Annotated in this window: 16 protein-coding genes and 1 pseudogene; 3 read left to right on the top strand and 14 right to left on the bottom strand. The window is 37.1% G+C overall.

Annotated features, from left to right (window positions below):
* Positions 1–220: 220 nt before the first annotated feature.
* A complete protein-coding gene (locus tag ADM33_RS04400; RefSeq protein ID WP_239684814.1) occupies positions 221–496 on the bottom strand; it encodes a zinc-ribbon domain-containing protein in 276 nt (91 codons plus the stop codon).
* Positions 497–694: 198 nt separating this feature from the next.
* Between ADM33_RS04400 and ADM33_RS04395 the strand changes: the two genes are divergently transcribed.
* On the top strand, positions 695–1708 hold the full coding sequence (locus ADM33_RS04395) for a hypothetical protein (protein ID WP_049503333.1): 1014 nt from the start codon (positions 695–697) through the stop codon (positions 1706–1708).
* Between the two features lie 514 nt (positions 1709–2222).
* Positions 2223–2551, top strand: a pseudogene (locus tag ADM33_RS10855) (transposase); the annotation flags it as partial.
* Between the two features lie 523 nt (positions 2552–3074).
* On the opposite strand, the gene ADM33_RS04385 reads toward ADM33_RS10855, so the two are convergent.
* The 13 genes from ADM33_RS04385 to ADM33_RS04325 form a co-directional block, all read right to left on the bottom strand.
* Entirely contained in the window at positions 3075–4625 is a 1551-nt protein-coding gene (locus ADM33_RS04385; protein WP_049503331.1) for a ClC family H(+)/Cl(-) exchange transporter, read from the bottom strand.
* Positions 4626–4640: 15 nt separating this feature from the next.
* A complete protein-coding gene (locus ADM33_RS04380; RefSeq protein WP_049503330.1) occupies positions 4641–5420 on the bottom strand; it encodes a ribonuclease HII in 780 nt (259 codons plus the stop codon).
* The gene (gene ylqF / locus ADM33_RS04375) at positions 5407–6258 is read right to left on the bottom strand and encodes a ribosome biogenesis GTPase YlqF (RefSeq protein WP_049503329.1); all 852 of its coding nucleotides are present in this window, start codon (positions 6256–6258) and stop codon (positions 5407–5409) included. Before ylqF ends, ADM33_RS04380 begins: the two co-directional genes overlap by 14 nt.
* Before the next feature lie 168 nt (positions 6259–6426).
* Positions 6427–6759 (bottom strand): Imm40 family immunity protein, encoded by a 333-nt coding sequence (gene imm40 / locus ADM33_RS04370; protein ID WP_161801451.1) that lies wholly within the window; start codon positions 6757–6759, stop codon positions 6427–6429.
* Positions 6760–6835: 76 nt separating this feature from the next.
* Entirely contained in the window at positions 6836–8848 is a 2013-nt protein-coding gene (locus ADM33_RS04365) for a glucosaminidase domain-containing protein (RefSeq protein WP_049503327.1), read from the bottom strand.
* A gap of 215 nt (positions 8849–9063) precedes the next feature.
* Complete coding sequence (locus ADM33_RS04360) at positions 9064–9510, bottom strand: hypothetical protein (RefSeq protein WP_080982688.1); 447 nt, start codon at positions 9508–9510, stop codon at positions 9064–9066.
* Positions 9491–10402, bottom strand: a complete 912-nt coding sequence (locus ADM33_RS04355) for a phosphodiester glycosidase family protein (protein WP_049503325.1) — start codon at positions 10400–10402, stop codon at positions 9491–9493. Before ADM33_RS04355 ends, ADM33_RS04360 begins: the two co-directional genes overlap by 20 nt.
* On the bottom strand, positions 10399–11442 hold the full coding sequence (locus ADM33_RS04350; RefSeq protein WP_049503324.1) for a glycosyltransferase: 1044 nt from the start codon (positions 11440–11442) through the stop codon (positions 10399–10401). The genes ADM33_RS04355 and ADM33_RS04350 overlap by 4 nt, the downstream gene beginning before the upstream one ends.
* A 224-nt stretch (positions 11443–11666) precedes the next feature.
* Entirely contained in the window at positions 11667–12164 is a 498-nt protein-coding gene (locus tag ADM33_RS04345; protein WP_049503323.1) for a YkgJ family cysteine cluster protein, read from the bottom strand.
* Positions 12165–12316: 152 nt separating this feature from the next.
* Positions 12317–13495 (bottom strand): hypothetical protein, encoded by a 1179-nt coding sequence (locus tag ADM33_RS04340; RefSeq protein WP_049503322.1) that lies wholly within the window; start codon positions 13493–13495, stop codon positions 12317–12319.
* 16 nt (positions 13496–13511) lie between these two features.
* The gene (gene addA / locus ADM33_RS04335; protein WP_049503321.1) at positions 13512–17153 is read right to left on the bottom strand and encodes a helicase-exonuclease AddAB subunit AddA; all 3642 of its coding nucleotides are present in this window, start codon (positions 17151–17153) and stop codon (positions 13512–13514) included.
* Positions 17150–20401 (bottom strand): ATP-dependent nuclease subunit B, encoded by a 3252-nt coding sequence (gene rexB / locus ADM33_RS04330; RefSeq protein ID WP_049503353.1) that lies wholly within the window; start codon positions 20399–20401, stop codon positions 17150–17152. Before rexB ends, addA begins: the two co-directional genes overlap by 4 nt.
* A gap of 137 nt (positions 20402–20538) precedes the next feature.
* A complete protein-coding gene (locus tag ADM33_RS04325; protein WP_049503320.1) occupies positions 20539–21204 on the bottom strand; it encodes a CPBP family intramembrane glutamic endopeptidase in 666 nt (221 codons plus the stop codon).
* Positions 21205–21383: 179 nt separating this feature from the next.
* Here ADM33_RS04325 and ADM33_RS04320 point away from each other — a divergent pair, with 179 nt between their 5' ends.
* Positions 21384–22193: a Cof-type HAD-IIB family hydrolase gene (locus ADM33_RS04320; protein ID WP_049503319.1), complete on the top strand. Its 810-nt coding sequence runs from the start codon at positions 21384–21386 to the stop codon at positions 22191–22193.
* Positions 22194–22423: the final 230 nt, after the last annotated feature.

Here is a 22423-nt window from a genome sequence, read left to right as displayed (position 1 = left end):
TGACATAGGAGATATTTGGGCTTGCCTAACTAAGCGAAAAAGTAACCTCAAATTTTTTTAGAGCTAATTATTCTTAATTATGTACTTTATTTAAGTGAATACTGGAAATCTTAAAAGCTATCCATCTACTGTAATATGTACTTTATCTAAGTGAAAACTGAAAATTTTTCAATTGTACATTTTGACAAAATAAAAACACTTTATATTACTTAAAGTGTTCTTATTTTTTTATATCTTTTTTAAACTGTATAAAATGTTCTTGCTTTCTTTTGTAACCTTTGCAAATCGAACATGCCTTTTTATTTCGTTTTCTGTACGCCATTCTTTCTTTAACTTGAATTTTATAACGATAATCTGGGTTTTCCTGACATATCCACCATACAGACATATTACTCAACTCTGTGATTTCAGTTGGACTTGTTATTAGGAGGTTATTTACATAATCCCACTCAAACAACGGAATTAAATTTGTTTTTTGCGCTAAAATGATGCGCACGTTTAGAATAAAACAAGTATTAAACTTAATACAATTTTAACATAGCGGAAAAGATGTGTAAAGAATAAATACTCTGAAAAGCTTGTATACATTTTTGATTCGTGCACAAGTATGTAAATATTGTAAAACAATTTCAAAATGTGGTAGACTAGATATGAATTTTGATGGACGATAATTAGGTCAGAGAAAAGGTTACAGATGGAAAAATTAGTTTTTATCGGAATGCTAGTGTTCTTGGCATTTGTGTTTATTGGAATATTGTTTTGGCTGCGTTTTAGAATGAAGAACACCTTTGAGAACGGTGTTCCAGTGTACGATGCCCCAGCAAATAATCAGACTAGGACGAGTAAGCTAAGCGTAGGAGAGTATGCAGTGCACATATTTTTAATACTAATTAGCGCTGTAATTGCCTTTAAGGTCATGAGCATGTTCCGTCATGGGGCGGCGCCAATTGGTGCTACTATAATCACGCCTTCTATAATGTCGCTTTTCAATGCACGAAGGAGAACCGGGAAATCTTGGATGAGTATCGTTGCAGTGCTTATGATATTCGTGTTTTTGATGTTTGTATATATAATTATAGGTCTACCTGATAACGCACCTCCACTTAAAATTGACGGAACTGAAATTCATCTTACAGAGACTAAGATTTCGGATTTGATAGACAAGGGGTTTGAAATTTATGTGTCAAATGGTAGACATGATTATCCTAATTATAACGAGCTTTTGACAACGGGAAGCTATACTAAATACCAAGGAGCTGGGGTTAGCGTACCAAACGGCTTTAAGTCATATGACTCAGCAGTTACGCGATCTACCTATCTTCTTGTAAAGAAGAATGTAGTTCTCGGATGTATAGGTGTTTACGGAGATAAGAGGAAGAGTACGGAGCTGAAGGACTGTGTAGTTACGCAGGTTTGCGTCGATTCTGAGTGCACAGCTGTTTCAAAAAAATATGGAATTTCATATAATATAGATGGTATAGATTTGCTAAAGAAGCTTGACGAAAACGAGTTCACGAAAGTATTTGGGAAAAAAATATGGCTGACTCCAAGCGAGCCAAGAGATGAATATTTGGGTCATTATGGCGTGCAGTGGGGAGCAGGTAACAATGAATTCTTTTGGAATCATTATTTTATGAATTTAGACCTTGATTCGAATAATGATATAGTTAATTTTAATTTTAGTTCTAATATTGCAGAAGAGCGATAGAAGAATTTGCAGGGATAATTAGGCAAAATGAAAAAGAAAAAAGTACTAAGTAAGACAAAGTATGCTATTTATCTTCTAGTGGTCCACCTTATATGCATACTTTTCACTATAAGCAAAATAGTGATACCTTCATGGGGTCACTGGTTAGAGACGACACGCTTTCTTTGGACAAGCTTTCCTACCTATGTATGCGTGTTAGTAGCCGTTTTCCCAATGGTATGCTTTTGGCCATATTTGATTAGTGCAGATTTTAAGCCGGGTACAGCAAAGACCTTGCTTGCGACTTTTGGTCTAATAGTAGGTAACGTGACTCTGATTTTGATATATACGACTATTTTGCACAAGGTATTATAGGTATAAAAAAATCCCTTTATAGGGATTTTTTGATTGCTTCAAGTAGCTCGTCATATTCTTCAAATGCTGGAACCTCTGGGTGATCCTTCTTGATTGATTCGGTGCTTCTAAACAAGAATCCTTGTGGGTGTCTCCTTGAAAGAAGTCGGTTTAATCGACGGTCAAGGCAGTTGATGACTTACTAGAAAATTGTTCTCAACCCTATGTTTTAGCTGATTTAGCTTATCTTAGTTAGCTATGAACTCAGAGAACAGTTGAAACAGAAAGGTTACCATCCTTGGACGCCTTTACGTCAAAATATGGCAAGAGCTAATCAACATAATCATTGGAAACTAATGGCTATGAGACGGACTATTGAAACTCGATTTTCAGAACTTTGTACTTTTTTTGATGTCGAACAAACACCTAGCTAGAGGCTTAACAGGATTGCAGTTGAGAATGGAGCAAATTGTACTGACTTATAATCTGAGATACTTTGAGATTAACTAGCACCACGAGTAAAAATCTATATCTTACTATCAATAAGACCTTAAATGAGTAGCAAAAAATGTACAATTGAACCACTACTTCTTCTGCACCTATTAGAGTAAAAATGTACAAATCAATTCCTTAAATCAGATGATGTTATGAACTAGAAAATATACAAAATAACACTTCAAAATAATGTACAAAATAAAAATAAAGTACACTCCTTAAAGAATGTACTTTATGCTTCTAATTCAGTTGTATCAATAGTTTAGCTCACGTTAAGTCAATTGTACATAAACTTTTAGTTTTTCTAAAAAACAACTAGATTCACTATGTGAATTATTGATCATTAATTTATTGACTTAAAAAATTTCTAAAGCTTCTACAGTTTATCGGAATAAAATATAAAAACTCGATACCATTATTTAGGAATCGAGTTTTGATTCATATGACTCGGTCTATCTTTTGACTCGGTCTATCTTTTTAATTACTAATTTTAGACCAACTATATACGAGACATAACATAAGTTATGTAAAAACAATCCTACAACAACAAATCTTTCACTTTTCCAATTTCACTTTTTGGAATCACGAGATGAATCATATCACCTAGATACATCCTTGTAGATCCATTAACTGTCTTACTTTTCCCATTATGTACTTGGGTTGTGATGAGTACGTTATGAGGTAAATTGAGTTCATGTACTTGCTTACCAGCTATCTTATCAGAAACTGGGATTTCAATAAGAGTGACTTCACCATCGTCACTTGCGGTTTCTGGTAACATTTTCTCCAGCATGGCTTCATAGACGGGCGCCCCTTTAAGCAGATCCATAACAATATAGGCAACTAGGGTCACCATCCCTAAAGGCATGAGATTGCGGATATCACCGACCATCTCAGTCACAAGAATCATAGCTGTCAAAGGTGCTTTTGAGATGGCCCCAAAATACCCACTCATTCCAAGAATCACAAAGATAGGAAATTGCTGCTGGGTAACAAGGCCAAGATTGACACAAATAACACCGACCAGAGCTCCAAGTAAGGATCCTAAAGCTAAAATTGGTAAGAAAATACCACCTGGTAGTCCACTTCCGTAACTAATCATACTCCAGATAAAACGAATGATGAAGTAAACTAAGAGAATTTGGAAACTATGATCTTGTTCTGTTAAGGATAAGACAACCTGATTGCCCCCACCAAGTATTTGAGGTAGGAATATTCCCACAGGAATAATCAGGATAAAAGCAAAAATTGGATGATAAGCTTTGTCAATGTGAACCTTTTTCCCAATCCAATCATATACTTTTCCGACATTCAGAACGGCTTTTTCATAGAGAAAACCTGAGAGTCCTAGAAAAATTCCCATCACCAGATAAATCCAATATTGGCTCAAGTTCATGAGAGGGATATTGTCCGGCATATCAAGTACAGGTGTTAAGCCAAAGATGAGAAGGGAAACAAAGTTTGCTACTAGACTAGCAGCCAAGGTAGAAACCCAGAAAAATCGTGAAAAATGATGGTAGACTTCTTCTACTACAAATAATAACCCCGCAATCGGTGCATTAAAGGCTGCAGCAAGTCCAGCAGCAGCTCCGCTAGCAATCAAAGAACGCTCCTCAACAGGGCTAGACTTGAGCCATTTAGCAATTCCTTTTCCTCCAGCGGCACCTAGCTGAATACTGGGACCTTCACGACCGAGCATGAGCCCACTCGCAATGGCCAAGATACCTAGAATGTATTTCTTCCAGAGGATACTCCACCAATTGAGAGACATGAGACCTTTTAACTCCGCTTCAACTTGAGGAATACCTGATCCTTTAATATCTTTTTCTGAGCGTGTTAATTTGGCACTAAGTAAGCAAATGAGGATATAAAACAATAAAATGATCAATAGATTCCGTATCAGATTCTCTTGGTCTTGATAAAATCCTTGAACGATATGAAAGCCTTTTTCGATCAAAAATCGAAATGATCCTACAATAAGTCCTACGACTAATCCAACAATAATACCTCGCCCTACTTGAGCTAAGATCGTACTGGACGCGAAGGCAAATTCTTTCTTGGGACTAAGTATTTCTGACTGTTCCTCCATAATTCTCTCCTTTAATTATCTTTTACTATTTTCTGAAACGATCGTTTTAATCGGTTCAAAACTGGTGCGATGAATAGGTGTGACACCGTGCTTTTCAATTCCTTCTAGATGCTTAGCAGTTCCATAGCCAGCATTTTGAGCAAAATCATAGCCTGGAAATTCTTCGTCATAGTTAGCCATAATCTTATCTCTAGTAACTTTAGCTATAATCGATGCTGCTGCAATAGATAAGGAGTTGGCATCCCCTTTGATGATGGATGTCTGAGAAATCGGCAAGTCCAACTTCATAGCATCAATCAAGAGGTGCTCTGGTTGAGGTTCAAGCTGAGAGATAGCTTCCTTCATGGCTAGTTTCGTCGCTTCATAGATATTGACTTGATCAATGACTTGATTATCCATAATCCCAATACTAATTGCTAGAGCCTTATCTTTAACAGCCTGAAAAATCTCTTCATGTTTTTTCTTGGGAATCTTTTTACTGTCATTCAAACCTTTAATTTTACAATTTTTTGGCAGAATGACTGCTGCAGCAACAACAGGGCCAGCTAAGGGACCTCTACCAACTTCATCAACTCCAGCAATGAAGCTTATTCCATTCTCGTAAAGCTCTTTTTCATAGCTAAGCATAGCCTCTAAGCGGAGATTTTCATCAATTTCAGCTTGAAGGGCTTTTTTCCGTTTATGAATTTCTTTTTGGACACCTGAACGAGAATCGTTTTCAAATTCCTTGAACAAGGGACTTTCAAGTTCAGTTATCTTTGCTAATTCTTCTTTGATTTCTTTAATCGTTGCCATTTAGATCATCCAATGTATCTAATGTGTAATTACCAAGTTTTCCATCACGAACTTCTTTAACAAAGAGATTGTAAAAACGATCATAATCATCACGGAAACCAAGGATACGAGTCATATCCATAATAATTTCAGGAGCTTCATCATCCAGATTCATTTGTTTAAAACGTTCTTGAAGCTTATCGGGATAATGGGTTTTAAAGTAGTTGAGACAGAAAATAGTCACTTCATCCATTGGAAGCAACTGATCCTTGATTGCTCCAGTAAGGGCAAGTTTAAGAGCGACAGTCTCATCTTCGAATTTTGGCCAAAGAATCCCTGGAGTATCCAAGATTTCCAAATCTTTATTGGTTTTGAGCCATTGTTGACCTTTTGTCACACCAGGCTTGTTACCAACTACAGCAATTTTCTTACCAGCCAAACGGTTCATCAGAGTTGATTTTCCTGCGTTTGGAATCCCAATAATCATGGTGCGTAAGGTTTCAATTTGAATACCACGTTCTCTTTGACGAGCAATCTTATCTGCCATAAGTTTCTTAGCAGCATCGGTCACGACTTTAACTGTAATTTGCTCTTTAGAATTGATAGCAAGTGTCTGAATACCTTGTGATTCAAAGTGCTGACGCCACTCTTTTGTCAATGTTGGGTCTGCAAGGTCTGCCTTGTTTAGAATCAATAGCCTTGGTTTGTCCCCAATGATTTTAGTCAGCATTGGATTTTGGCTAGACAAGGGCAAACGTGCATCTACTAAAACTGTCACAAAATCAACAAATTTTAAATTTTCCTGGACCTGACGACGCGCCTTGGACATATGTCCAGGAAACCATTGAATAGTTGCCATTCTGTAAAATTCCTTTCTTTTATTGGATTTGTATCTATTTTTTCATATTTAAAAATTAAATAGATATCCTTTTTCTAAAAATAAATCACTATCTTTTATTATAACATGATTTCTCATATTTGACGCTTGATTCAATGCCGATTGTAAAATGTTTTCTAAGTAAATCAGTCACAAATTAAATTCCTCATTGTCTAAAACAATTAAAAAATAATAGTGTTCACCATGATCTTTAACATAGTTGCTGATATATTTTTCTGTTTGAAAAATGGATTTACTGCTATCAATGGTTGGATCTTGTTTCTCGTAATACCAATGATCATAAGTTTGTTTCAATTGGCCATTCTTGTAGCAAAAAACATCCCCACCTAGTATAATTTGATTATTGGCTTTGAGATTATCAAGTAAGTCTGGGATAAGCGAGTAGTCATAAGCGTATGCATCAATCCCTAAGTCACGTAAATCAATTCCTCTTTTATTTGTATTCTCAAAATTCTGCTTCATAAAGATCATTTCTCAAATTTCTCTTGATAAGCAAAATCGATAACCACTTTGCAGTCGTTATCGATTTTAATGATTTTTAATCTTTTTCACCTAGCTGACTGTTGATTCTCATCATGATACTTGCAATTTTTTCTCCCCAATATGGATCTGAAGCATAAAGAACATTCATCCCTGACGCTTTATTTCCAAGGTATGTTCTGCCATTATCGATGTAATTTTCGCGGATCCACTTGGCTGCACCTAAGATACCCTTATCAACATCGTCAAAGCTTTTTGCTGAATCATATGGTGTTGTATCATAAGCAGCGATACCAAAGAAGTTGTTTTTATCCTTAGCAATTTGGCTACGTCCCCATGAACTTTCTATAGCACTATGGGCGATTAGATAGAGAGCGTTGATCTGATAACGTTCTTCAGCTTCTTTAAAGATTGCTCCCTTACCTGCCAGACGACTTCCTTTGATATTCATAAGAGAATAGACTTTATCTAATTCTTCAGCTGTGTAATTGGTTGGTTTTCTTAAATCTCTAAATAAGAAAGGATTTTCAACTGTAAAGTTTTCAAAGTTCATGCCATCAGCTGAATAGTATTTTTTACCAATTGCCATTGATGAACTATGAGGTGCTACACGAATACTTGCGTAAGGTGATAACTCATGGTAAAGATAATTACCGTCAGTGGCATAGTGAGGAATGAAATCACTATCTGAGCTGACTGCTACAAGATCACTCTTGTTCATATATCCTGAAAGGCCAGAAATTTTGACCGGAAGTCGACCGTCTTTGGCTTCAGCTCCATCAATCGCTACAATACTTCCTTGCGAAATATAGCTAAGTTTCTCACCAGAAGCACTATAGACATTTGCTGTAATTGGTTTTACTTTATAGTATGAGGCTGTATCAGTAATCCATTTTCCATTGCTTTGGAAAGTATAGTCTTTTCCATTAATGATGAAGTTACCAGTTACATAGACTCCATCTTCTTTTAGATAATACCAAGCGTTGTAGTCCTTATCGAAAATCCATTCATTTTTGGCCATATAACCAAAAGATTTGAGATAGTAAGAACCTACCCATTGATTTTCAGCGTAGGTACCGTCCGACTTGAGGTAGAACCAACTCTTGTATTTTTCATCGAAAATCCATTCGCTTTTAGCCATGGCGCCACTATCTTTTAGATAGTATTTCTCTTTCCATTGGCTACTTAACATGACACCGTCTTTATTAAAATAGTACCATGAACCGCTGATTTTCTCCCACTTATCGCGAATAATTTTTCCTGATGCTGTAGCATAATACCACTTATCTTCGAGTTTTGCCCAGGCATTTTCTGCCATAGCTCCACTAGTATTGAGAAGATGGTCTTTATAAATAGTAGCACTTAGCATGACACCAGATTCATCAAATCGATACCATAGGCCATCAATCTTTGCCCACTTGTCACGATTGATTTTACCTTCTTGATTCCCATAATACCATTTATCAGCAATTTTTACCCAGCTATTTTCAGCTAAGGCTCCACTTGATTTGAATAGATAGTCATCGTAAACAGCATTACTGATCATGATACCATTTTCATCGAATCGATACCAAACTCCAGCTATCTTTTTCCAATTATTACGAGTAACTTTCCCGTCCTCAGTGGAATAATACCACTGGTTGTCAATTTTTACCCAAGAAGATTCTGTCAAAGCACCGCTATTATTCAGTAGGTAATCATTAAAGATAGTATTACTAAGCATGATACCATCTTGATTAAAATAGTACCAAACACCAGCTATTTTTTTCCAATTCGAAACTGGCTGATTATCCTCATAATAACGCCATTGGTTATTTTCTTTTTGCCAACCTTCTTTGTTAACTACTTCTACTACTGTTTCTTTTGAAGGTTGTTCTTTGGTCTCTGGAGTTTGAGAAGTTGCTTTTTCAGCTTCGCTTTGATTTTTCTTTTCATTGCTTACTGTATTCGTAGCAATCTTTTCTGATGATTGAACATTATTGGTAGCTTGAGAATCCTCGGCATAGACGGTCGTTTTTGCAAAGCCTGCCATAGAGAGGGCAACTGTACTTGCCAGCAATATTTTTTTCATTCTTTTCTCCTTACAAATACCTAAATAGTGGATTTGATGTTTCTATATATTGTGTAAAAAACAGTAATTATCCACTATATTATACAATATTCTGTTAAATATAAAAGTAGTATCTTTCAGAAGAAAAGAACTTGTAATATTTTTAAAATATTTTAGAAATAAAAGTCAATAAAAAGTAGTCGAACATCAGCTGAACGACTACTTTTTTTATAACATTATGCCTGACCATAGACTTCTTTGTGATTTGTTTTGGTTGCTTTAGTAGAATTCTTCCAAAGGTTTGGATTGATGAAAATAGTGACGATCGCTAGTATTGCAAAACCAATCCCAACATACCAGTAGGGTGCATCCAAGGTTGTAGAGCGTCCTGAAAGATTGACAATTCCTCGGAAAAGTGTACCCGCTGTAATAATCGCTACTGCCGAATTCCATAGATTTAGACTAATACGAGAGAAATGAGGGAGAACCTTGAGAAAGATTGCTAGTAGAATCCCCCCTACAAGAGGTGCTGCAAATAAATAGTGCATATGAACAGAAGTTTCTCCAAAACTAAAAGCTTCATAAATTCTAGAAAATGCAAAGAAGAAAATAGTGATTAGTGTGTAAGTAATGACTGTTTTCTTAAAACGTTTTTTGCCAAAATTAGTAACCGATGTAGACAATGTCACTCACCGCCCTTTCTGAAATTTTGTTTCCACCAGTCGTTGGTTTATTGATAACCTGACCGTTGAAATAAAGTGTAGATGATCCACCGCCATCAAGATTGTAGGCAGTCTTTGCACCATAAGATTTCATGACCTCAGCAAGCTGATAAAGAGAGAGTCCTTCACTTTCTGATGTACGTCCATCTGAAACAACGATGATATAGTGATTTTCATCGATAATGCCAATCGCTGTACGAGGATTTGAAGCCATTGCTTGTCCTACTTCTGTATTGGTATCAACTGCAATTTCACCATTTTCGATCAAGGCTGGTCCAAATGCCAAGAGATTGACGACACCGTCATTTACTAGTTGCTCAGCTGATATCTGATCTTCGTAAATAACCTTGAAAGAGCCGTCTTTATAAATAGCTAAATCACCATTGCTAGAATCTTCACGAACAGTATCACGATAGACAACGCCATTACGGATAACATAACCTGTAGAGTTAGCACCATAGTAGTCCCCGTTTACCGCTAAAATGGCATTGTTGTCAGCTGCGGTTACAGAGGTTTTTGCAGTTACGTTAGTTCCATAAGCATTTTGAGCAAAGGCAGTTTTCAGATAATCTGATGAGCTCAGAGTAATATCGGCAACGTAGACTTGTGTATTATTGACCGTCGTTTCAGACAAATTGACGAAAATATTGTCATCTTTATAACTAGAGTCAGTGACAGTAGCTGTCTTAGCAGCTTGACTTGCTGCTGCAGCATTGGAGCTTGTGCTAGTTGTGGCAACTGTCGAGATAGTTTCAGCGAGGACAAAGGTCTTTAACATGGAGTAACTAAAGGATCCTGTCAAGAGTAGGCCAAGAACTGAGGCGTAAGCATAGCGTTTCTTTAAAAATTTCATAATACAGTTGATGTCCTTTCTTTAAAGATGAATTTCTTCTGCACTGTCCAAGAGACAGCGAAGAGAAGGATGCCGACGATAACTTTGGCAATCAGAAGGTTGATTCCAAAGACTGTAAAGAAGAGACGAATCAGTAGCGTGTCTAAGACAAAGAGTCCGACTGCTAGACCAAAGTACCCCATCCCTGTTTTTACAAGGCTATCGTCATTTTTAAAGACTAGTTTTTTATTTGTAGAATAGTTGAAAATAGAGCTAGTCACATGAGCGACTCCGTTTGCTAGAAAAATTCGTAGACTCGTCGGAACTGTCGGCAAAATCAAGATTGCTAGGGCGTAAACGATATAGTCTACAACAAAGCTACTGAGAGATGATAAGGCGAATTTAAAGATATTTTTATAAATCATGAGCCCGTCTTGGATTGGACGGAAGTGTGAAGCCTCATTGTCATTAATATAGACAGTTTCAATAGGAACTTCTAAAATCTCATATTCTTTCGTTGCTTCGAGCAACATATTCATTTCATATTCATAACGTTGGCCTTCAATCTTAAGCATAAACGGTATCAAGTTTGTAGTAAAAGCACGAAGACCTGTCTGCGTATCTGTTACTCCTACTCCTGTTTGAAGCTTAAAGAGAGTTTTGGTTAAGCTGTTACCAAAACGGCTACGAAGGGGAACTTTTCCAGAAAAGGCACGTACACCCAAGATTAGCTTGTTTGGATTTTCGGAAGCTTTATTAGCCGTGCGGAAAATATCCCATACCTTGTGCTGTCCATCCGCATCTGCTGTGACAACCGTACCATAAATGTTTTGTTCTTGGATATAAGTAAAGGCTGTTTTTAGAGCCTGCCCTTTACCTTGGTTCACTTGGTGACGGATGACAGTTGCATATTGTTCTGCTTTGTCAAAGATTTTTTGGCACTCTGATGAACTGCCGTCGTCTATGACTAAGATATGAAAATCACTCTTTTCGTGAATTTTTTCGATGAGTTTGATAAGTTTATTATCTGGTTGATAAGCTGGAATGACTATGTAGTTCATATCGATACCTCTTTCTTTGATGATGGTATAACTATACAGAACATCGCTTAAAGATACCTTATATCAGTTTTCTTTAAGATTCGGTTTAAAAAAATTTAAGCTTAAAGAAACGACTTATCAATTAATAAGAAATATGGTTTGAATTTTCAGATAAAAATAAATATACAAAAATCCCCAAACAGTAACTGTATTTGAGGATGAATCTTATCATACAATGAGAGTTCTTAATCTATCTTCTCTCTTAATCTTTCAACAAAGAGATAGGCTGCTGGACAGGTCAAAGTGTTTTTGATTGTTAGATTATTGATTTGATAGATTCTTTTACGGTCAGTATGTGGAAATTCACGACAGGCTTTGGGACGAACGTCGTAAATGGAACAAAGATTATCGCCTCCTAAGAAGGGACAAGGCATTGACTTAAAGACTTTATCACCGTCTTCATCTACTTGCAAAAACTCAGCTTCAAAGGCTGGCAATTTCATTTTAAAATACTTGGCAATACGTGTGATATCTGCTTCTTTAAAGTCTGGACCAAGACTCTTGCAGCAGTTAGCGCAGGCTGTACAATCAATTTCAGTAAAAACTTCTTGATGGATTTCAAGGGCAATTTTATCCAAATTTTTAGGTGCTTTCTTTTTCAGATTTCCTAAAAACTTACGATGCTCTTTTTGTTTTTGCAAGGCTAGTTGGTGATAATATTCGATATCGATTTCTTTTGACATAGTTTCTTTCTATTTTTTCTTTACTTTGATATAAAACTATTAATAATTTACATAAATTTAATTATGTATCTATATCCCTATTCAATATTTTTTAATTCAAAAATTCCTATTCAGCACGAAAACTACCGCCATTCTATCGGTAGCTTTCCTCTTTATACTATCATTCTTTCTAAAAAAGGTTTGATGCAGTTGGTTAAAATGCCTTCTATCCAAGATTTTTGAGCGGACGATAGGTTTTCCGCATCTAAACATTCCTTTAGAAAATCCCGTACCTGATCAGGTTCTATTTCAAATTCAAAAGCCTTCATTTTGTAGAAAAAGTCAAACAAAGTGTTAGAGAGATAGTCAGTTGAAAATGGGATTTCTCCAGTTTTTCGATACATGGTTAAAAGTCGAGAAAAGCGAGCTTTTTCTTCGGGTATATCCTTAAAATAAGAGTTAAGCAACCAGACTTGCTTTTGTTTTCTTTCAAGAGGATCTTGACTAGCAATACGTTGATCCTTTTCGAGTTCTCTTTGATACGGTTTTGATTTTATAGAACGTTCTGTCCGATTTTTACCAAAGAGAATCTTTTCCCACTGGCGTTCTTCTAGAGTCAGTGTTTCGCTCAGTCCAAAGTAATCTTGATAGGCACGTTCAGCTGGTCCCATTGCTAGAACCAGGTTATCCGCATATTGTTTTGCAATCTTGTCTCGCTTCTTTCGTTCCTTTTCAGCTTTGATGCGAAGTTCTTGCTCATAGTCAATTTTTTCTTTTCCTAGTTTAACTAGATAAAGTTGATCGTCAGATTTTCCAAGTAGAAAGGGTTTGATAAATTTCTCAAGGACTTCTTCCATACGAGCTTTCTTCAAAGGCTCTGCCTTAGTCCAACTTCCACCTTGAAATACCTCCAAAAAGAGTTGATAATCCTTTTCTGGTGAGAATTGATTACCTCGATTTGACTTAAAAGCTCCCTTTTTCCATAGCCAGTTGATCAGTCGCTCATCAAAATCTGTTTTATTAACTCGAATGGTTTCTTTTTTCTGGACCTTTCTGGTTAGATTTTCAAGCTTTCTGAGAAGTTTTTCCTCCTCTTCTAGCTGTTGATCTAGGCTAATTCTCTGGAAATGGCGAACACAGTCACTCCCAATGGGAAAGAGACGTTTGCCAGTAACTCCGTTAAAAAGTTCATAAGCATACTTAATAGCATTACCGCAGACACAATTGCTTCGACCGATTCCATTAAAAATCAAGGAAACTTCACTCCATTCTTTGGTAGCTTGTTCCCAAGTATCGGCTTTAGATGCCTCTAAAACTGCATCATATAAGTTTTTTCTAACAGGAATGGACATGATGTCTCCTTTCTTTTTAGAGTTTAACGACTTCTACTTGGTCTTTACCAAGTAGAATCAAATATTTCTCAACTGTTTCTATCTGATAAGAGCGAGATAGAGCCTCTGCATAGAGATCCAATTGTCCTCGATAGCGTTCAACAAGCTGACTAGCATGCTCATAACGATCTGTCTTGTAGTCAAAGAGAGCAATCTTATCATTGTAGAGGAGATACCCATCTAAGATTCCACGGACAACAAAGTTTTCTTGACTTTTCTCGTCTCTTTTTAACATTGCGAAAGGTTGTTCTCGATAGAGTTTATCTTGATTTGCAAGAATCTCTTGACCTAGAGCTGTATCAAAGAAGGACAAGATTTTTTCTAGATTAACTTTATCTTTAACAGCTGTACTAGCCTGAACTTGCTCCAAGGCTTCTGTCAGGGTTTCCAAAGTAGGTTTTTTATCGAGATTGATTCGTTGCATTAGTTCATGGGTAGCACTACCAATTTCAGCACCAGTAACTTTCTTAGTTTTAGAGAAATCAGGAAGGTTGAAATGAACTGTGCTTTCTTTTAGTTGACTTTGACCAGCCACTACTACGCCTTCCATATCCATGACAGGTTCATAGAATTTTTTAATCTGACTTGGCGTTTGAACACTTGGAAGGTTAATTGCTGCACGGTGAACTTGATTATAGACTTCCACTTCTTTCAGCATTTCTAAAGCTTCCTTAATGGTATCAGATTGACGGTTATCTGCTTGAGATTGATCTTGAAGCTTACTTTTATTTTCCAAGACTCCGATAGCTTCCTTGGTTAAGTCTTCTTCACCCTCAAAACGTACAGTGAAGTGCAAATCCTCTTTCGTAAATGCTTGGTAAATCGCCCAAATCCAGTCCTGGAAATTAGTAGCATCTAGTCTAGTTTCTCGAGTCAAAAGACCTTTTCCATTTGTCGGATATTCTTTAGACTCCAACTTTTCTCGAGATCCTTTTCCGACTAAATATAATTTTTTCTCAGCACGCGTCATGGCTACATAAAGCAAACGCATGAGTTCAGAATAGCTTGCTAATTGGAGTTCTTCTTCATTTTGCGTATAGGTCAAGCTAGGGATAGATAATTTAATCGTAGATGGAACGTATTCCTCTTTTGCATTTGTAGTTACTCTAGCTACGTACTTAAGACCAAGGCCATTTTTACGACTTAGGATAACTTCAGACATGGAATCTTGCTTGTTAAATTGCTGATCAATATTGAGAATAAAGACATAAGGGAACTCAAGCCCCTTACTCTTATGAATACTCATTAGTTCTACAGCATCCTTAGGTGGTGCCACAGCGACATTGGCAAGATCATGCTGGGCTTCCAAGACTTGGTCAATCATTCGAATAAAGCGAGATAATCCCTTGAAATTACTCTTTTCAAACTGATCGGCTCTTAGGGCAAGGGCGTAGAGATTTGCCTGTCTGGCCTGTCCATTTGGTAAAGCACCAACATAGTCATAGTAAAAGCGGTCGCTATAAATTTTCCAAATGAGATCATAAAGTGAATGCGTTTTGGAATACAAACGCCAATCTTGGACGGTTTCCATGAAAAAGCCTAGCTTCTTTTGTAATTCAGCTTTGATTAAATCCTTTTGAAGACCAATTTTCTCCTGAGCATTGACTAGTTTCTCATAAAAGTTTTCTTGAACCTTATCCTCGGATTTCTGAAGGGCTAATCGAGCCAATTCATCTTCATCAAAGCTAAACATTGGAGACTTCATTAAAGCAACTAAAGCGAAATCTTGAAGAGGATTATGGATGACTCGAAGAGTGTCTAACATAACTTGGACTTCTAAAGACTGTAAATAGTTGCTTTGAGCACCATCTGTCTTGACTGGAATCCCATACTCCGACAAAGCAAGTAGAACCTGGTCATTGCGACTTCTGCTTGCAGTCAAAAGAGCAATATCCTTGAAGGGCACACCTTTATCATTATGAAGATGAATTATCTCCTTAAGCACCATTCGCATTTCACCAGTCAGTTTGTTGGTTACTAATTCCTCATCGTCATCACTATCATCATCCTTATCATATAAGAGAACTTCTGCCTTGTTTTCAGGATTTGCTTGTATATCAGTATTCCCAAAAACAAGCTGGTGCATACCATCATAAGAAATCTCTCCAACTTCCTCGTCCATAAGATGTTTAAAGACATCATTAGTAGCATCAAGAACTTCTGAACTACTACGGAAATTTTCTTTAAGCAGAATTAACTGACCTTCTTTGCCATCTTGAGCAAAGCTATTAAATTTTTCATTGAAGATTTGGGGATCTGCTTGTCTGAAACGATAAATAGACTGCTTAATATCTCCTACCATAAAACGATTATGCCCGTTAGAGAGAAGTTCCAACATTCTTTCCTGGATATGGTTGGTATCTTGGTACTCATCGACCATGACTTCGTGGAAACGTTCTTGATATTCTTGTCGAACCTGAGGGGAGTTTTCTAAAATTTCAATGGTATAGTGGCTAATATCAGCAAATTCAAAGGCGTTTTCTTCACGTTTACGTTGTCGATAAGCTACAACAAAATCTCTCATGAAAACTTGGAAAGTCTTAGCTAAGTCCCAAGACTCTTGATGATATTTTTCCTGGAATTTCAATAAAGTAAGTTGGACATTTAATGCAATTAACTTTTCAAACTTATCTTTTCTCTCTTGATTGTACGCTTCTTTTAGAGCTTGGAGTTCAGCCTTGCGACTAGCATTTGTGAGAGCACGGCCACCCTTATCCTTAGAAATATTCACAACTCGCTCTAGAACTTCTTGATATTGATTAAAAGTTGATTCGTTGGTTAAAGCTCCAATTTCATCAAGAACTTGTTGGACACATTCTAAGTAGGCTGCTTTCCCAAATTCCTTAGCATCATTCTCTAGATGGTAACGGAAGAAACTTTCCAAATCCCAGAGTCTTTGCTGAATGTCTTGAGCTAGCTTTTCTTTAGAACTTGTAAAATCGGCCTTTTCGAATCCTTTTATGAAAGATTCCTGTAGCCAATCCTGGGGATTACTAGTGGATTGTAAGAACTCATAAATCATATAGACCTGTTTACGCAAACCACGCGCATCCTTGCTTTTTCCTGCAAAGTTTTTGACTAGCTGACTAAACTGTTCTTGTTCCTTACTTTGGTAGTGACTTTCGAAAACTTGTCGAAACACATCATTCTTTAAGAGGAGTTGCTCACTTTCATTCTCAAGAATGCGGAAGTTTGGAGCAAGGTCGAGAAGATAGCCATGTTTGGTTAGGAACTTCTGAGTAAAAGAGTCCATGGTCCCGATCGCAGCGTTTGGTAAATCAGCTAATTGTCTTCCAAGATGTTTTTTTAGCTCCAAATCTTGAGTCTCTTGGATTTGTTGGCTGATTTTCTTTTCCAAGCGTTCTTTTAACTCGGTTGCTGCCTTTACCGTAAAGGTTGAGATAAAGAGTTGGCGAATCTCAACACCACGCGCTAGTTGATCAAGAATTCGTTCAGCCATGACAAAGGTTTTTCCTGAACCAGCTGATGCTGAGACCAGAATGTTTTGACCAGAACTGTAAATAGCTTGAATTTGTTCAGCAGTTTTCTTGGGTTTCTTGTTAGACTGAGCTTCTGCTACTTGCAAGGCTGCAATCTCTTCTTGGGATAAAAATTTCATCGCTCCAACTCCTCTCTGATTTTATTAAACCATGCTTCTTTATCATTGCTCTTAGCAACCTTATCTAACAATCTAGCCTGACCTAGATGGTAATTAGCTTCAAAACCTGTAATAGCTTGATATTGTTGAACATAAGGTGCAATGCTTCTACCGTTTTCTGTATAGGGATTGATCGCAAATTCACCAGATAAAATCTTCTCTGCCGCTTTTTTGTAGAGAAGGGCATTATAGTCCAACAATAACTGGAATTCCTCATCAGACAACTGATAAGTCTTGTTTTTATTGTAAAACTCTCCAAGGTTTTTTATCTCTTTTTCAAGAAAGAGGCCTTGGTATTTCATAGTCTTATTCGTTTCTGTTACTGCCTTTGAAAGAGTTTTAGCAGTTTGTAATGACTGAATTGGTTCAGCCATTTCTAGGTACATAGCTCCAAAGAAGTCTCTATTCCCTTCTTGCTTGAGGGCAGCTAGATAGGTTGGTAATTGCGAGTTAAGACCATTATAAAACATAGGGAACTTGAACTGAGTCAAAGAAGACTTATAATCTACAACACCGATAGCTCCATCTGATTTTAGACGGTCAATTCGGTCAACCTTACCACGAACATAGAGATTTCGACCATTATCTAGCTGAATAAAGGCTTGTTCCTTGCCACCAAAGACTGCCTCTTCCTGAATCGTTTCAACATCCGCATTATGTCGAAGAATATGTCCAGTAGCGCGTGCGACATCCAAGAGGACTTCCTTAGTAAATTGAGCCTCCAAACTTTTCTGATAAATAGCTTGAAACTCACGTTCTTGACTGGTTTCAGAGATAGCTTGTTCTAAACGACGATCAAAGGATTCATAACTCGGAAGTTTCAATGCACGTTCAAAAATACGATGCAAGAAATTACCGTGACTTCTTGCATCAGGACGCAGACGCAATTCTTCTTGCAAACCTAAGACATAACGGAGATAGTAACTGTATTCATTACGGTAAAATTCTGTTAATCCAGAAGTAGATAGATAGAAATCTTGTTCCTGCGGATATAAAGCTTCTAGTGTATCTCTAGCTAAAGTTTTGCTTTTCGGACTTGTTGGAAGGACGGGATTTTCTAAACCTTGGTCTTCCAACTTTTTACCCATCACACGAGCCAGAACTTTTACAAAAGTTAAGTCTTGGTCACTTGTCTCACTCTCACCTTGCTGATGATAGGCAACAAGACTAGACAAAAGACTGTGATAAGAACCAATATCATCCTTTGTTAGATTTTTTCGGTCAATTCTCTTTTCAATCTTGCTAAAACCAAAGTCTTGTAATTCTTTCAGATATACTGACTCTTTACACTCATTTTCATTGAGTAAACTTGGTGCTGATAAGACCAATTCCTTCCTAGCAGAGTTGACCAAAGAAAGCATGGTATAGCGATTCTTCTTGAGGTTTTCTTGACTTGCAATCAGTAATTGAGAACCTTCTTGAGTTGCTCGGTTCAGCACTTCTCTTTCTTCATCGCTCAACAAACTGGTGTTTTGAGCAATTTTAGGTAGATGATCTTGAGTTAAACCAAGTGCATAGATGTAATCAGATGTCAAAGGTGCAATCAAATCATAACTTTGCACCAGGACAGTATCTACTGTTGCTGGGATTGTACGATAATTGGACAAGCTTATGCCTGAATGAAGAAGAGCTAAGAAATCATCCAAAGTGACCTGAGAACCTTCAAATACAGTTGCAAATTGCTCCATTACGTGGCAAAAGGCCTTCCAGACCTCCTCTTGTCTTTCTTGCTCCGCTACTTCCATTGTTGCAGATAAGGTTTGTAACTGCTTGGTCAAATAAGCATCTTTCAAAAAGTTGCTCCATCTTGCAAGAAGATTCTCGGCTTTTTGCTTACGACTGGTTAATAACGTTTCTAATGGATCTAGAACAAGAACACGAAGCTTATTTAATTTTTCTAAATCAAATTTCCCATGATGATTTTTTGTAAATTCTTGTTTAAAACTAGAAAGACCATCAATACCTAAGTAACGAAGATATTGCTCAAAGCTATCGATTTCCTCTTGACTAAGGTCGGTATATAAGCCGGTTCGTAGGAGATTAATCAAATCTTCTTGACGGAAATTGTATCGTTTCAAACGCCCGATGGATTCTACGAATTGAGTTAGAGGATGATGAGCCATAGACTCACTCTTGCCCAAATAAAAAGGAATCTGATATTGATTAAAAATTGTCTGCAAGGATAGTTTATAGGACTCTACGTCACCAAGTAGGATTCGAAAATTCTTATAGCTAAGTTTTGGCTCTTGGTGCAATTTCTGACGAATACTACGAGCAACTAACTCCAACTCTTCTTTTTGGGTCAGACAAGACCAGATTTGCAAGTCCTTTCTATCTTCGTCATTCACATCTAAACTAATTTCGGAATAATCATAGGCACTTTCGAGAAGTTTTGAGGCTTTGGCAAAGGCATCAAGATTTCCGTGTTCTTGACATGCATTTTCTGCCTTGGTCTGATATTTAAAAGCTAAATGGCGTAGAAACTCAACACTGGCTTGGTAGAGGTTCCCTTCAGTAAACGGACTTGTATAAGCTTTTTTAGTCGCATAAACCCCAATAACAATTTCAACACCCTTACGATGAAGCAAATCCACTAGGTGTTCCTCTTCTGCAGAAAATCGGGTAAAACCATCAATAACTAAGGCAATCGAACTAAAATCACTACTTACCTTGTTTTCTTCGATAGCATTGATCAGATATGATAATTGACTCCCTTGCGAAACTTGACCTTGATTCAGATAAGCTGTTACCTTTTTAAAAATCAAGAGTAAATCAGAACGTTTATCAGCGTCAGATAGACTTTCTAAATCCAAAAAGCTCATCTTCGCAGTTGTCATTTCATGATAAATCTCAATCAGTTGTTGGATGAATTGCGGATCTTGCTTAATAGCCCCGTAAACACGCAAATCCTTAGCGTCTATCTCAGACAAACATTTATAGAAAACCATGCCCAGACCAATATCATCGAGACTAGACTTCGCTGGTATATCGTTTAAAATCAGATAACGAGCCATTTGAGCAAAGCGCGTGACTGTGATCGCAAAAGAAGCCTGCTGACTCAAGCACTCCAGCACGGCACGTTCCTTTTCAAAAGAAAGAGAGTTAGGAGCTATGTAAAAGACTCGTTTGCCTTGGGCAACCAGTCCTTGAGCCTCCTTGGTCAGGATTTCTGTCAAAGAAGTCCGAATGTCGGTATAAAGTAGTTTCATCTCTGCCTCATTTGATTTTTTCATTACCTTTCATTATACCATTTTTTGACTGCTAATCCTATAAATAGAGAGTTCTTAAACTACTGATAAAAAGTAAAATGCCAGAAATTTCCGGCATTGATCGATAAACACTAACTTCATGAAAATACGAGAAGCCATAATTCCCAAAATGCTGTAATGTTAATCATGATATGGAGCAAAATAGGATAATAGAGAGAATGAGTTTTTCGGTAGAGGAATGCACAAATTGCTCCTCCACTTGCATAGGTGAAAAAGGCGAGTGGTGTTAAACCTGAACTGACATGCACATAGCCAAAGATACAGGCTGATAGTAAAACATCTCCATACCAAGGTGAATCTTTCAAAAAAGTATTCATGATAACTCCTCGATATACCAATTCTTCTGTAATTGGTCCTAGCAGACAAACAATAAGTAAAAGATAAGGTAACTCTTGTCGCCCTGTCATCTCAACTAATTCATTTAAAGCGATTTGATTGGATGTTGCTGGGGTTAAAAAAGAAAACACAATATCTGAAAGATAACTGACTCCATAAGCAAGAAGCAAATAAACTAGATATCTCCATTTCCACTTCAACTCAAGCATTTTTCTACCTTCGAATACTAGTAAATATAGCATAGCTAGAAGAATAACGATAAACTCTAAAATAGAAAGAACCTGAAAAAATTCTCGACTAGCGGCTACAAATCTAGCTGAAAAGTGATTAAAAATCCACCAAAACCATGTCTTCCTATAAATAATTACTAACAAGGCTAGTAAAATCTGTACTGTTCTTCTTTTCATGATAAACCCTCTGCTTTTTTATCCACTATCAGTATATTGCAAGTTTAGTATAGCATATATTTGCAAAAAAACTTCTTCCAATCATGAATTGTAATTGAAACGTCCTAAATTGACATAGTAATCCTTATTTCATCCAAAATATGCTATAATATAGACAAAATACGTGAAAAGGAAATACTATGATTAAACTACTTGCTCTGGATATGGATGGAACTCTACTCAACGAATCCAAGGAAATCCCTCAGGCTCATATTGACGCCATTCATAAGGCTATCGACAAAGGCGTCAAACTGGTTCTCTGTACTGGTCGTCCACTCTTTGGAGTCCTCCCATATTATAAGAAACTGGGTCTGGATTTGGAAAATGAATACGTCATCGTCAACAATGGATGTTCTACCCACCAAACCAGTGACTGGGGCCTTGTTGACTGGCGGGAACTTAGCAAATCAGACATCGAATACCTCAATGACCTTGCTGAAAAGAGTGATGTTCAATTAACTCTCTTTGATGAAGAGCACTACTTCGTTCTCGGAGGCGAACCAAATCCTATCGTAAAATACGATGCGACACTCGTCTTTTCTGACCTGACTGAAATTTCACTAGAGGAAGCTACCAGTGGAAAATATCGCATGTTCCAGGGTATGTTCTTAGGTACAAAAGAACAAACAGATGATTTTGAACAACGATTTGCTGATGAACTTTGTCAGAGATTTAGCGGAGTTCGTTCACAACCAGTTATCTATGAAGCAATGCCACTCGGTACCACAAAAGCTTCTGCTCTTTCTCGCTTGGCTGAGATTTTGGATATCCAACCTTCTGAAATCATGGCCATGGGTGATGCCAATAACGATATTGAGATGATAGAATTTGCAGGGCTTGGGATTGCCATGGGAAATGCCAGCGACTACGTCAAATCTCTCGCGGATGCCGTAACTGCTAGCAATGAAGAAGATGGTGTTGCACGCGCTATTGAGAAATATATTTTGTAGAAAATAAGCCCAGTCAACTAGTATTTCTAGCCAACTGGGCTTTTTATTTTTAGAAACTTAAAAACTTTAGAAACACTTTAGAAATGCTTGACGATTCTTTGATATCTATGCTTTATACTAGAATTATAAAAATAAAACATCTTATACTCTTCGAAAATCAAATTCAAACCACGTCAGCTTCGCCTTGCCGTACTCAAGTACAGCCTGCGGCTCGCTTCCTAGTTTGCTCT

Origin of the sequence: Streptococcus oralis, assembly GCF_001075875.1 — a bacterium.
GTDB classification, from domain to species: Bacteria; Bacillota; Bacilli; order Lactobacillales; family Streptococcaceae; genus Streptococcus; species Streptococcus oralis_I.
Note: the sequence above shows the minus strand (reverse complement) of the source record. Positions and strands in the feature narration are given on the sequence as shown.